The following is a 13,990-nucleotide window of genomic DNA, read 5'->3' on the forward strand; positions in this document are numbered from 1 at the left end:
ATTATAATTCATTCAAATTATTAAAATTTTATAATTCATTTTGTAGGATTGTGTTTATTAACACTGATTTCTTTTTTATTACGGTTTTTCCGTATATATAATGAAGAAAAGGATTACGTTTTTGAAAATTACTTTAAAAAGCCCAGACAAAATTTGTCTGGGCTTAACGCATCAACGGGGGAATTAATACTCTAACGCTTCATAAGCTTTTGGATCTTATTCATTCCATTAGAACTTTGAATGTTTAACATGTAAATGCCACTATTCAGTCCTGAGATATCAATACTTTTTTCAGAAGTAATAGTATCAACAGACCACTGTACTTGTTGTACCATTTTACCTGTTAAGTCATATATCTTTAACGTCATATCTACAGCGCCATTTTGCATATCCATTCCTAATCCTACGTTTACCGAAGAGGATGCCGGATTTGGATAGAATCTAACAGAGTTCTCAATAGTTTGAATATCATCAGTCAAGTCAATTAAAACCTCTTCAGCTTTCGTTGTTGGTCCAGCCGATAAATTAATATTATCAATAGCAATATCTGCTTGCCATGTACTTCCTGTAACTCTGTTGAATCTTAGTTGCACACTATTTCCAGCATAAGCTGATAAATCTACACTTTGAGATAACCAAGCATTGGTTTTATCGCCAGTTTCACTCCATAAAGTCGTCCAGCTTGCACCATTATCATTACTAGCTTCTAAGGCAATGCTTCCCATATCTGTAGCTCCATTCATATGATAGTTAAATGTGAATGTTGCTCCAGACTGAGCCGATAAATCGTAACATGGCGAAGTTATAATTGCACGCTTATTTGGGTAACCTGTGCCGTTTCCTGAAGCCTCCACGAAGATATAATCGCTTCCTTGGATTGCACTCGATGGACCGGTTCCGTTAGATGGTGTTCCATTAGCATCAACGGTCCAGTTTAAATCGTCTGCACTACTTTGTGACCAATCACCGATTGAACCTTCAAAACCTTGCGCATATGGGAATGAACTCACACCACCGGAACACGATGGAGTTGTTGGTACACCTTCAGTTAAGCTTATATCATCAATTGCCACATCAGATTGCCAAGTTCCACCAGTAATTCTGTTGAAACGCAATTGTATTCCGCTACCTATGTAAGGCGCTAAATCAATATTTACGGTTAACCATTGGTTGCCTTGGTTTCCAGTTTGATTCCATAAGCTCGTCCAAGTTGCACCTTCGTCGTTAGTAACTTCTAAATCTACTGAACCGCCATTTGTTGAACCAAACATATGATACTTAAAGCTGAAATTTGCTTCTGTTACAGTTGATAAATCAAAACATGGTGAAGTGATAATCGCTCGTTTGTTAGGGAAACCTGTTCCGTTTCCTGAAGCTTCTACATAAATATAATTACTGCCTTGAACTGCACTCGATGGACCAGTATTATTACTTGGTGTTCCGTTAGCGTCAACTGTCCAATTTATATCATCTGCATTAGACTGTGTCCAAGCGCCGATTCCACCTTCGAAACCTTCAGCATATGGGAATGTTGAAATTCCGCCAGAACAACCATTCGCTGCTTCATTTACATTAACAGTTCTGCTTACTGGAGTTGCTGCATTTCCTGCCGCATCACTTACATTATACGTTAATGTGTATGTACCAGCTACATTTGTGTTTACTGAACCTGAAACAACAATACTTGCCGTTAAGTTACCATCAATATTATCTGACGCTGTTGCGCCTGCATCTGAATACGCATCTCCAACTGTAAGGTTTACTGTCGCTGAACCATTAAGCGTAATTATTGGCGCAATTGTATCTGCACTCACCACAACACTTCTTGAAATACTTGCTGAATTTCCAGCAGCATCACTAACACTATATGTTACAGTGTATGTTCCTGCAGTATTTGTATTTACTGTACCTGAAGTTACAATACTCGAAGTTAAATTTCCATCGATATTATCTGTTGCTGTTGCGCCTAACTCATTATAAGTATCGCCAACATTTAAGTTAATTGTCGCTGCGCCGTTTAATGAAATTACTGGTGCCGTTGTATCTGGATTTACAGTAACCGTACGCGAAGTACTTGCTGAATTTCCAGCTGCATCACTTACAGAATATGTTACTGTATATGTTCCTGCAACGTTTGTGTTTACAGTCCCTGATATTACGATACTAGAAGTAAGGTTTCCATCTATATTATCAGTTGCCGTTGCACCTTGCTCGTTATAGGTTTGCTGCAACTCTAAAGTAATATTTGCTGAACCATTTAAAGTAATTACTGGAGGAGTTGTATCTGCAATAACGTTTACTGTACGTATTGCGGAACCAGAGTTTCCAGCGGCATCTGTTACGGTGTAAGTTACGGTGTAAGTCCCTGCAACATTTGTATTTACTGTACCAGATGTTACGATGCTTGATGTTAAGTTTCCATCAACATTATCTGTTGCTGTAGCACCTAATTCGTTATAAGCTTCTCCGACATTTAAATCGATTGTTGAAGCGCCGTTTAAAGTCACAACTGGTGCTTCTGTATCTGGACCTTCGCCTTCAATAACGATAGTATAATCTTCAACTTCACCATAAGTAAATGACGCACATGAATCTACATTCGCATTATAACTCATAGTTACACGCATACGTGTTACTACTTCACTTGCCGAAGTTGGCACTGTAAAACTACCGCTAACTGGATTTGTTTGCGAAGGTGCGTCTGTAAATACTTGCTCACCTACATCTGTAAAATCGCCATCACGGTTATAATCTATCCAAACGGAATAGCCTTCATTATATAAAGTGCCTGTCCAAGTTGGTGTGATTGTTACTGTGTATTGATTTCCTTTTGTTAATGTTGTTGAAATCGATGTAAAATCTGAATAAAATTGCGCTCCAGATGTATTATCAATTGTATTTAACTGAACTCTAGAAATATATTCGTCATTAACATTAGAACTTTGAGACGCACAATACGTCACTGGTAAAGCATCAGTAGTAATTGTGACTACATTACTCGCTCCAGATGTGTTTCCGGCAGCATCTTTTGCTACAACTGAAAAACTGTATTGTGTTTCTGCAGTTAATCCTGTTGCTGCAAATGCTGTTGAAGTCGAATTACCAACCACAACACCATCTCTTAAAATATCATAAGACGCTACGCCAACATTGTCCGTAGACGCTGTCCAAGATAGGTTTGCCGAAGATGCTGTAACTCCTGAAGCTGATAAACTTGTTGGCGCACTTGGCGCCGTTGTATCTGGTGCGTCAGTTGTTACGTTTATAACATTACTTGCTACAGACTGATTTCCCGAAGCGTCACTAGCTCGGACGCTAAAAGCGTATGCTGTGTTTGGTGTTAATCCTGTAACTTGATAGTTTGTTGTCGTTCCTGAAACTGAAGCAATAACAGCACCATCTCGTAAAACATCATAACCCGAAACACCTACATTATCTGTTGAAGCTGTCCAGCTTAAATCAGTTGAACTTTGCGTTGTGTTTGAAGCTGCTAAACTTGTTGGTGCGCTTGGTGCTTCTGTATCTGGTACCGTAGTAGCAGTGAAAGTTCCTGTGAATACACCTCGACCATAAGTCGATGCAATAATTTGGTTGTTGTTATCATCCCCATTAACCGCCCAATAATCAAACGATGTTACGCTCGCATCACTCATACCATTATAGGCTTGTGTCCAATTTGGACTTGACGAGTTAAAGTTTGATGTAGACCAAACACCTAATTGCGTTGCTAAAATCGCTTCGTTTCTATTTAATGGATTTTGAAGCATATCTCTAACAGGAATGTTAGGTAAATCGCCTTCCTTATTTTGCCAAGATGAACCTCCATTTGAAGTTGCCCAAACACTAGTTACTCCATAATTATGGATAGTTACAAAAATATCGTTAGCCGTTTCACCATATCTTACAGAAGACACAGACCCAACAAAAGGTGTATTAATTGTTGTAAATGTTGCTGAATTATTTGTAACGTTAGATAATCTTACAAGTCCACCATTTGCTAAACCAACATACCAAACATTGTTTGCAAAAGGCGATGCTCTAAATGCTGTTGGTTTTGCTGTTAAAGCGGCATTTGTAAAAGTACCACTTGAGTTTGAAGCTACATTTATAGAACGAATACTGAAACTTGAACCGCTTGAGTTGTTCGTTAATAATCGGTTGGCATCACTATCGTAATCCATTTGATTTACGAAATCTCCTGTAGTTTGGCTACTTGCCAATGTTGTTGCGCCGCCTTGACGACGACCTAAACCATTCCAAGGTAAGTTGAATCTATAGATGACGTTATTTACAAACGTCGCAATCATGTACTGACCATCTTTATCTACGAAGGTGTAAAACCCATCACCATCTGATAATTCTTCAGAACCGTTGATTCCTGGTGCAGCATTTCCATTTCTGAATGCTTGCGAGCCATTATCCTGAGCACCAGCGGTGAAGATTACATTTGTTGAACCGCTTCCGTTTGGCCCAATTCCTGCTTTTACATATTGCGTAACATTATAATTGTTATTTCTTACTCCAATAGCAGAACCGTTACTTGAAGCTGTCGATAGACTTGAAGCATAGTAAATACCACCATCATTACCAAAAACTGCTTGATTAGAATTTCCTGGTCTAAACGTCATAGCATGCTGATCAGCGTGAACTAATGGCGCGCTTAAAGTATTTAATCCTGGATTATTAGACCATTTTGAAATTTGAGTCCATGAACCAGCACTATTGGTAGAACGGAATAAATCAATTCCGCCTACGTATAAAATATTGTCATTATTAGGGTCAACCTCAATCATTAAATCGTAAAAGGCTTGACCTCTACAAAAATCGTTTGCAGGAATACCTTGATCGGCATCATTTGGCAAAGCACCACTTGATATGGTGTTAAACCCATTTGTAGTAGTGTATACATGTACTGGACTACTTACTCCCTGAGTTAATGCATACATTTTATTTGCATTAGTAGAAGATACAGCAATCTCTACCCTGTTAGAGTCTGTTAATGGCGAAGCTCCAGCTTCAGTCCAAGTACTACCATTGGTTGTGCTAAATACTCGGCCACCACCGCCACCGCCAATACCTGGCGTGGTTATAGTTCCCATCCATAATTTTCCATCTGCACCAATTTCAAAATCATTAGGAATTACAGGATAAGCTGTACCTGAAAAATCAAACTGAAGATTAGGTGTTTCAATTCTACCCCAAGTTGAACCTCCGTCAGTAGAACGATATAATCCCGCTGTTTGTAAACCTAACCAGTTTGTTGGACTACTAGAATCTCCGTAAACATGAGCACCTACACCAACAAATAATTCTGTATTTCCACCATTATTCCATGCAACAACATCATTAACATAGAAAATTCCTGATAAGAATAAGTTTGAAGCATTAAACTCAAAAGTTCCTGGTCCAGCTGGTGGAATATTTACTGATGTCCAAGAATTTCCACCATCATTAGTAACGTATACACCATTACCAACAACGTCTCCAGCAGTATATTGCTCACCAGTACCTACGTACCAGCGGTTAGAGTTATTTGGGTCAACCGTTATAGATGTTACCGATAAATTCCCCGGTACATTTTCTACACGTTGCCATTGAGAGCTAGAACTCGTAATGTTAGTGTTTTTCCATAATCCTCCACTTACTCCACCAGCATAAACCGTATTGTTTGTAGCATCGTTTGGATCGAATAAAATGGCTCTTGTACGTCCTCCAATATCGTTAGGTCCTCTTTCATCCCAATCGTTACCAGCTTCTCCGGGATTTCTCTCACTTGCACGTTGTTGAGCAATCTCCTCTCTTAGGATTGTAAGTTCTCCGTCGTCAAGTTTTCCTGTAGATGGATTTACAGTAAGCTCCCACATCTGCTCAAAGTATCTGTTAGGAGGAAGTCCTTCCTTTTTACGCTTTCTTTTATCCCATTTTAGCGTTTCTTTAAAAGGAGAATTTGCAACAATTGCTTCATGAGCAGCACGCTGCTCTTCTATGGTCAATTCTAAATTTGTCTCTTGAGTATTAGACACAAACGTAAATATACCTATGGCTAATAACAATACAGTTATACCGCCAGTAAGGACGCGTAGTTTTTTAGTCATTTTGTTTGAAGTGATTTTTGGTTAGTGTTCAAGCGATTTTTATCAACGTGTGAAAATATTAAAATTCTGTTAACCAACAATAAAATCATCAGTATTTTCGATAAAACGTTATTAATATGATAAAATTTTTATAAAAAAAATAAATAATGTTTAATATAGCTTGTTTTAAAATATTAGCTATCAAGGCTTTATGAAGCCACTCCCTTTTTTTGTAACACTATCAAAATTTTACTAAACAATACCTAAATTTACATATGCAAAATTCCAAAATTCTGAAAGTTGAAAATCTTAGTATAAGCTTTGTCTCAAAAAGCAAAAAGACTGAGGTTATTCATAACATTTCTTTTGATATCGCTTCAAATGAAATATTAGGAGTTGTTGGGGAATCGGGTTCAGGGAAGTCTGTATCTTCCCTTGCTATTATGGGATTGTTGCCTAAAAAGATTTCTGAAATTACTAATGGTTCTATTGAATTTGAAGGGAAAGATTTACTACACACTTCTGAAAAAGAATTTCAAAATATAAGAGGAAATGAGATTGCAATGATTTTTCAAGAACCCATGAGTTCTTTAAATCCGTCTATGAAATGCGGTAAACAAGTCTCAGAATTATTACAAAAGCATACTACTCTTTCTAAAGCTGAGATTAAGAACGAAGTTATCTCTCTATTTGAACGCGTAAAGCTCCCAGACCCAAAACGTGCATATAACGCTTATCCTCACGAAATTTCTGGAGGACAAAAGCAACGGGTTATGGTTGCTATGGCTATTTCGTGTAAACCTAAATTACTTATTGCAGACGAACCTACTACCGCTCTTGATGTTACCGTACAGAAGGAAATTTTAGAATTGCTTAAAACGCTTAAACAAGAGACCAAAATGAGTATTCTTTTTATTTCGCATGACTTAGCTCTTGTCTCTGAACTTGCCGATAGAGTTGCTGTGATGTACAAAGGCGATATTGTAGAACAAGGTAATGTTGAGCAAATCTTTAAATCTCCAAACCATCAATACACAAAAGCATTGTTTAATTCCCGTCCGTCTATGGAAACGAGATTAAAGCAATTACCAACAGTAATAGATTTTATAAATGATACCGTAGATAATACAGTCGTAACTACCTCCGAACGTAAAAAAAATCATGAGTTATTATATGCTCAGCCACCTCTTCTAGAGGTCATAGATTTAGAAAAGGTTTACTTATCTAAACAAGGTTTTTTTAAGCCCAAAACAGAATTTAAAGCTGTAAATAAGGTGAGTTTTAATGTATATAAAGGCGAAACATTAGGTTTGGTTGGTGAATCTGGTTGCGGAAAATCGACCTTAGGTAATGCGATTTTACAATTAAATAAAGCTACTGCTGGTATCATAAAATATAAAGGCGAAGACATTACTAATCTTGGCAGTTCTAAACTAAGGGCGCTTCGTAAAGACATTCAGATTATTTTCCAAGACCCATTTGCATCACTAAATCCAAGATTAACCGTTGGGAAAGCCATTACAGAGCCTATGAAGGTTCATGGTATTGGTGAAAATTCTACAAATCGAAGGGAAAAAGTAATAGAGATTTTAAATCATGTTGGACTTACTGAGGAAGATTATAATAAATATCCTCATGAGTTTTCTGGTGGACAACGTCAGCGAATAGGTATTGCCAGAACAATTGCTTTAGAACCAAAGCTCATCATTTGCGATGAGTCTGTCTCTGCACTAGACATTTCGGTACAAGCTCAAGTCCTAAACTTGCTAAATAGTTTAAAAGAAAACTTTGGGTTTACCTACATTTTCATTTCTCACGACCTAGCTGTTGTTAAATATATGGCTGACCAATTATTGGTTATGAATAATGGTAAAATTGAAGAATTAGGTGAAGCGGATTTTATTTATAGTAATCCTGGAAAAGTGTACACCAAGAAATTGATTGACGCTATACCTAAAGGTCTATAGAAAGAAGACCTTTTTAGTTAAATAAAATACGCCAGAAATTAATCTGAGCGTATTTTTTAGTCTAGAAGGTTTCTCTTCAAAAGTAGGTTCTGGTAGATTTGTTTTTGTTTTCATAAGATTAAATTTATGATAGATTTGGGGACAAATCATAAATGTTAAGTTTATGGTAAATCTGGTTAACTTGGTTATTTCAATTTGGGATTGCTAATATGAAACAATTTTTCATTTATAACGATTAAATACATTATTAATCGATGAAATACATTAAATTTTAACATTTAGTGTAAAATAAGACAAAAAATAGCCGCTTTTCGAGCTGCTAATATTAAACTATTACTGAAGATTAAATGCTCATTTCGGGTATATCTCCTTCTACAATTAAGTGACCTTCTGTGGCATTTTTAATATCTTCTACTGAAACACCTGGCGCACGTTCTAAAAGTTTAAAACCTTTATCGGTTACCTCAATAACCGCTAAGTTGGTCACTATCTTTTTTACACAACCAACACCTGTTAGCGGTAGTGAACATCGCTTTAGTAATTTTGATGCTCCTGCTCTATTGGTATGCATCATAGCTACTATGATATTCTCAGCACTGGCTACCAAATCCATAGCACCTCCCATACCTTTTACCATTTTTCCCGGGATTTTCCAATTAGCAATATCTCCATTTTCAGCTACTTCCATAGCGCCTAGGATGGTTAAATCTACATGCTTACCACGTATCATTGAAAAGCTCATGGCAGAGTCGAAAAAAGATGCTCCTGGTAATGTAGTTATGGTTTGCTTACCCGCATTAATTACATCTGCATCTTCTTCTCCTTCAAAAGGAAAAGGCCCCATCCCTAAAACTCCGTTTTCACTTTGGAACTCTACTTCTATATCTTCTCTTACAAAATTGGCGACTAAAGTTGGTATCCCAATGCCTAGATTAACATAGTAACCGTCTTTTACTTCTTTTGCAATTCGTTTTGCGATTCCGTTTTTATCTAACATAATTAATCTCTTGGTCTAACAGTTCTTTGCTCAATACGTTTTTCATAAACTTCACCTTGAAAAATACGTTGTACAAATATTCCTGGAATATGAATTTGATTTGGGTCCAACGCTCCAACAGGCACTAATTCTTCAACCTCAGCCACCGTGATTTTTGCGGCGCCGCACATGTTAGGATTAAAGTTTCGGGCAGTTCCTTTAAAAACTAAGTTTCCTGCGGCATCGCCTTTCCATGCTTTGACAAAGCCAAAGTCTGCCTTAAATGCGTGTTCTAACACATACATTTTACCATCAAACTCTCTTGTTTCTTTTCCTTCTGCTACTTCAGTACCGTAACCTGCTGGTGTATATACTGCCGGAAAACCTGCTTGCGCAGCTCTGCAGCGTTCAGCTAATGTTCCTTGAGGAATAAGCTCAACATCTAATTCTCCGCTTAACATTTGACGTTCAAATTCATCATTTTCTCCCACGTAAGAGGATATCATTTTTTTGATTTGTTTTCCTTGAAGTAACAAGCCTAAACCAAAATCATCAACTCCTGCATTGTTTGAAATACATGTGAGCCCTTTTACATTGCGTTTTACTAATTCTGCAATAGCATTTTCAGGAATACCGCTAAGCCCAAACCCGCCAAACATAAGAGTCATATCATCAGCTACACCATCTAATGCTACTTCAACATTAGCTACTTTTTTATTAATCATATTGTATTGATTATTTGCAAACGTAAATTACGAAAGTTTCGTAATAACTATTGTGAAAAATCTGCTAAAAGGCATATGAAATTTGAAAGACTAAAAGTCTATATCTATATCATCACTTACATCTTCATCTGAAGCGTCATCTTGCTTAGAAGCCTTTGTACAGTCTGTGTTTATTGATAAGTTCGCTGGTTTTTCGAACTCATCTTTGGAGACATTTAAAGTCTCATCTTCATAACAAGCCTTCATAAACAATCCCCAAATTGGCAATGCTGTAGATGCACCTTGACCGTAAGTTATAGTTTTAAAATGTGCTGCTCTATCTTCGCAACCAACCCATACACCTGTTACTAAATTTGGTACCATACCCATAAACCAACCGTCAGACTGGTTTTGCGTCGTTCCTGTTTTACCAGCAATTGGGTTTGTGAGTTCGTAAGGATATCCAGTTAACATTTTCTTTGTGAATTGCTGATTGACGCGCCAAGTATCTTGAAGTCGTTTTCCAGAACCAGATTGCACTACACCTTGCATTAGATTAATAGTGGTGTAAGCTACTTCTTCACTTAACACATCACGACTCTCCGGCTTAAACTGATATAAAACTGTTCCGTTTTTATCTTCAATTCGCGTCACTAAAACTGGTTTATTATAAACGCCTTTGTTGGCAAAAGTAGAATAGGCAGCAACCATTTCGTAAACACTAATATCTGGTGTTCCCAAAGCTATTGCTGGTACAGGTAGAATTTCTTGCTCAACACCTAATTTCTCAGCCATTTCTACAACAGGTTGTGGACCAATTTCATTCATTAGTCTTGCAGTAATTGTATTGGTTGAACTTGCTAATGCTGCTTTTAATGTTTGAAAACCATCGTATCTCCCATCAGAGTTTTTTGTTGTCCATGGTTCTGGATTTCCAAACTTATTGGCTTCAATAGTTATAGGTGTTCTTGGTAAAGAATCGCAAGGCGACAATTGCAATTGGTCTATTGCAGTTGCATACACAAATGGCTTAAAGGTAGAGCCTACTTGACGCTTACCTTGTTTAACCATATCGTATTTAAAATGCTTGTAATTCATACCACCAACCCAAGCTTTTACATGTCCCGTTTGCGGATCCATAGACATCATAGCTGGTCGCAAAAAAGACTTGTAGTAACGCATAGAGTCCATAGGTTTCATTACCGTGTCTATCTCTGTATACTTCCCATCCTTCCATGCAAAAATTTCCATTTGTGTTGGTTTATCAAAAGAGGCTATAATCTCTTTTTCAGATTTGCCTAAATCATTTTTCATATGTCGCCAACGCTCACTTCGACGCATACCAACTCTCATGAGACTTTCTATTTCTTTCTTATCAAGCTCTAAAAATGGAGCTGTTGGATTTAGCTTAGGTGTATTTTGGTTATCAAACTCAGCTTGGAGTCTTGGCATGTGCTGAGCAATAGCATCCTCAGCGTACTTTTGCATACGATAATCTATGGTAGTATAAATCTTTAAACCGTCGTTGTATAAATTGTATTTTTCGCCGTCTGGTTTCGGATTCTCTTCTATCCACTCTTTCATGAACTCAGCTAAATTGGCTCTAAAATAGGTCGCTAAACCTTCACGATGAGATTCTGGCGAATAGTTTAAATCCAATTCTGTTTGTTGTAGTGAGTCCTTAACCTCTTTTGTTATCAATTCATACTTAGCCATTTGAGCTAAAACCACATTTCTTCTGTTTTTTGTACCTACAGGGTTTCTATGTGGCCTAGGGTTGTAAAGTGAAGAGTTTTTGAACATGCCTACCAGCATTGCAGATTCTTTTAAATCTAAATCTTTTGGCTCCTTCCCAAAATAAATTCGTGCTGCTGAACGAATACCATCTGCATTATTATTAAAATCATAAATATTGAAATACATAGTTATGATTTCTTCCTTGGTATATTGGCGTTCCAACCTCGTAGCAATAACCCACTCTTTTACCTTCTGAAAAACACGCCCAAATTTATTTTTTGAAACCTGTTTAGTAAATAATTGCTTGGCTAATTGCTGGGTAATGGTACTTGCTCCTCCGCCACTACCTAATTTAAAGATAGCTCTTAATGTGCCTCTGGCATCAATTCCTGAGTGGTCGTAAAATCTTATATCTTCAGTTGCTACTAAGGCATCTACCAAGTGCTTTGGTAAATCTTCATAACCTACCGGAGTTCTGTTATCTTCAAAATAAAATTTAGCTAAAGTCTTATTGTCCGAAGAAATAACCTCTGATGCTAGGTTTGTTCGAGGGTTCTCTAAAACAGTATGGTCTGGCATTTCACCAAGAAAACCCCACGATGCTAAGAGAAAAACAAGTATTATAGATACAATTCCAAATGAGAATAACATCCAAAACCAACGTATATACTTTGAAAAATCTAAAGTATTGCCTTCTTTTTTTGTAGCTTGTTTTTTGGCCATAACTATTTATTTTCTACTCTAAATCCTACTTCTGTAACTCCATCTAAATCATCTAGCCCTTCAACTTCACCATAAGCTCTCATGGCGTGCTTAATTCTGAATGTATATTTACCAGATTCTTTAAAAATGAATGGAGCTTTATGTCCTTTGTACCAGAGCTTGTTTTCTTTTACATCAGTAAAGCCTTCGCCTAAAAGTGTACCATCTGGTTCTGACATTTTATACTCTAAAGTATCGATAAGCGTTTTTCCATTAGGATATTCCAAATCGGTGATGAGATACAGATTACTAAATTTATAATTATTGTTATTTCTTAAATTAATAAACAGATTGTATGTGCTTGTAGTATCTAGAGCTTCGAAACTAAATGAAATAATCTGGTCTTTTCCCCAGGCGTTTGGTAGAGATTGATATTCATCAAAAACAGATTTTGAATCACAAGACACAACTAAAATTAAAGGTAGAACTAATACTAAAAATACTTTAATCTTTTTTGGCATTGTTTTTAGGATTTCTGTTTCGACGGTTTTTACTTCTGTTTCGATTCTTATTATTTTTACGTCTGTTATTGCGTTTTGGACTATCAAAACGTGTTAAACTATCTTGACCAACAACGTTTTCGAACTCAACTTTAGTGTCTTCTTGGTGTTCAGCAGCATATTCTTCAAGGCTTGCTACTTTTTTTCCTTTTTTATTCAACTCAATGATTTCATTAGCTTGATTTGTAGAAATCACGTGCCAATTCATCCATTCACCTTCATAGGCATACCACATTAACCCTTTGAAGATATCCGTCTTTTGGCAAACAGCTGTACCTTTTTCGGTTTGTAATTTTTTATCTGATTTTGGGAATGCTTTTAGAGCATCTAAGTATGAATCTAACTCGTAATTTAAGCAACATTTAAGTTTACCACATTGCCCTGCTAATTTTAATGGGTTTAGCGATAATTGTTGGTAGCGCGCTGCTGATGTACTAACTGACCTAAAATCGGTTAACCATGTAGAACAACATAATTCTCTACCGCAGGAGCCAATACCTCCAAGTCTAGCAGCTTCTTGTCTAAAGCCAACCTGTTTCATCTCTATACGCGTCCTAAACTCTCGTGCAAATACTTTAATCAACTCTCTAAAGTCCACACGTTCTTCGGCGGTATAATAGAATGTAGCTTTACTGCCATCACCTTGAAATTCAATATCGGAGATTTTCATCTTAAGTTTTAAATCAATAGCAAATTGCCTTGCTTTAACCTTCATCGGTTCCTCTTTGTCTCGGGCTGAAGACCAAATATCAATATCTTTCTGAGATGCTTTTCTGTATATTTTTAAGACATTTTCTTTATCGTCTATATCTACTTTTTTGCGCTTCATTTGTACGCGTACCAATTCTCCTGTAAGTGTCACCATACCTACATCGTGACCAGATTTGGCTTGCGTAGCAACGATATCGCCAATGCTAAGAGTGAGATTTTCCGTGTTTTTGTAATATTGTTTTCTTCCGTTTTTAAATCGAACCTCAACACCCAAAAAAGGTTCTTGTCCGTTTGGAAGCGACATGTTGGCCAGCCAGTCAAAAACAGTGAGCTTATTGCAACTATCTGTGCCACAAGTTCCGTTGTTTTTACATCCTTTTGGTTGGCCGTCTTTTCCAGTTGAGCAACTGTTACAAGCCATAGTAATGCGTTATATATTCTTCAGAATAGTAATTAGAATTCTGAAGGAAGGATTCATAAATCTTTAAGAAGTAAAGATAAAATTATTTATGGACTTCTTGGATATTAAGTTGAGAGAATAAAAAAGCCCTAAACAGAA

7 protein-coding genes are annotated in these 13,990 nt (G+C 36.9%); 1 reads left to right on the plus strand and 6 read right to left on the minus strand.

Annotated elements, in window-relative coordinates; genetic code table 11:
• Positions 1-191: 191 nt before the first annotated feature.
• Positions 192-6,095: an immunoglobulin-like domain-containing protein gene (locus BUB95_RS04600; RefSeq protein WP_073083672.1), complete on the minus strand. Its 5,904-nt coding sequence runs from the start codon at positions 6,093-6,095 to the stop codon at positions 192-194.
• Between the two features lie 254 nt (positions 6,096-6,349).
• On the opposite strand from BUB95_RS04600, the gene BUB95_RS04605 reads away from it, so the two are divergent.
• A complete protein-coding gene (locus tag BUB95_RS04605) occupies positions 6,350-8,041 on the plus strand; it encodes an ABC transporter ATP-binding protein (protein ID WP_073083675.1) in 1,692 nt (563 codons plus the stop codon).
• A gap of 343 nt (positions 8,042-8,384) precedes the next feature.
• Here the strand turns inward: BUB95_RS04605 and BUB95_RS04610 are convergent, their stop codons facing one another.
• From BUB95_RS04610 to BUB95_RS04630, 5 genes are all read right to left on the minus strand, one after another.
• The gene (locus BUB95_RS04610; RefSeq protein ID WP_073083677.1) at positions 8,385-9,038 is read right to left on the minus strand and encodes a CoA transferase subunit B; all 654 of its coding nucleotides are present in this window, start codon (positions 9,036-9,038) and stop codon (positions 8,385-8,387) included.
• A 2-nt stretch (positions 9,039-9,040) separates the two neighbouring features.
• Positions 9,041-9,742, minus strand: a complete 702-nt coding sequence (locus BUB95_RS04615) for a CoA transferase subunit A (protein WP_073083679.1) — start codon at positions 9,740-9,742, stop codon at positions 9,041-9,043.
• Positions 9,743-9,832: 90 nt separating this feature from the next.
• Positions 9,833-12,181 (minus strand): penicillin-binding protein 1A, encoded by a 2,349-nt coding sequence (locus tag BUB95_RS04620; protein WP_073083682.1) that lies wholly within the window; start codon positions 12,179-12,181, stop codon positions 9,833-9,835.
• 2 nt (positions 12,182-12,183) lie between these two features.
• Positions 12,184-12,681 carry a gliding motility lipoprotein GldH gene (locus tag BUB95_RS04625; protein ID WP_073083684.1) on the minus strand — a complete coding sequence of 166 codons (498 nt, stop codon included), beginning with the start codon at positions 12,679-12,681 and terminating at the stop codon, positions 12,184-12,186.
• Positions 12,665-13,852: a PSP1 domain-containing protein gene (locus BUB95_RS04630; protein WP_073083687.1), complete on the minus strand. Its 1,188-nt coding sequence runs from the start codon at positions 13,850-13,852 to the stop codon at positions 12,665-12,667. Before BUB95_RS04630 ends, BUB95_RS04625 begins: the two co-directional genes overlap by 17 nt.
• Positions 13,853-13,990 lie beyond the last annotated feature (138 nt).

It is taken from the genome of Winogradskyella jejuensis (assembly GCF_900129745.1).
In the GTDB taxonomy this organism is placed as follows: Bacteria; Bacteroidota; Bacteroidia; order Flavobacteriales; family Flavobacteriaceae; genus Winogradskyella; species Winogradskyella jejuensis.

Coding starts and splice junctions, on each gene's coding strand:
- BUB95_RS04600 (WP_073083672.1), bottom strand. CDS start 6,095: ATGACTAAAAAACTACGCGTCCTTACTGGCGGTATAACTGTATTGTTA.
- BUB95_RS04605 (WP_073083675.1), top strand. CDS start 6,350: ATGCAAAATTCCAAAATTCTGAAAGTTGAAAATCTTAGTATAAGCTTT.
- BUB95_RS04610 (WP_073083677.1), bottom strand. CDS start 9,038: ATGTTAGATAAAAACGGAATCGCAAAACGAATTGCAAAAGAAGTAAAA.
- BUB95_RS04615 (WP_073083679.1), bottom strand. CDS start 9,742: ATGATTAATAAAAAAGTAGCTAATGTTGAAGTAGCATTAGATGGTGTA.
- BUB95_RS04620 (WP_073083682.1), bottom strand. CDS start 12,181: ATGGCCAAAAAACAAGCTACAAAAAAAGAAGGCAATACTTTAGATTTT.
- BUB95_RS04625 (WP_073083684.1), bottom strand. CDS start 12,681: ATGCCAAAAAAGATTAAAGTATTTTTAGTATTAGTTCTACCTTTAATT.
- BUB95_RS04630 (WP_073083687.1), bottom strand. CDS start 13,852: ATGGCTTGTAACAGTTGCTCAACTGGAAAAGACGGCCAACCAAAAGGA.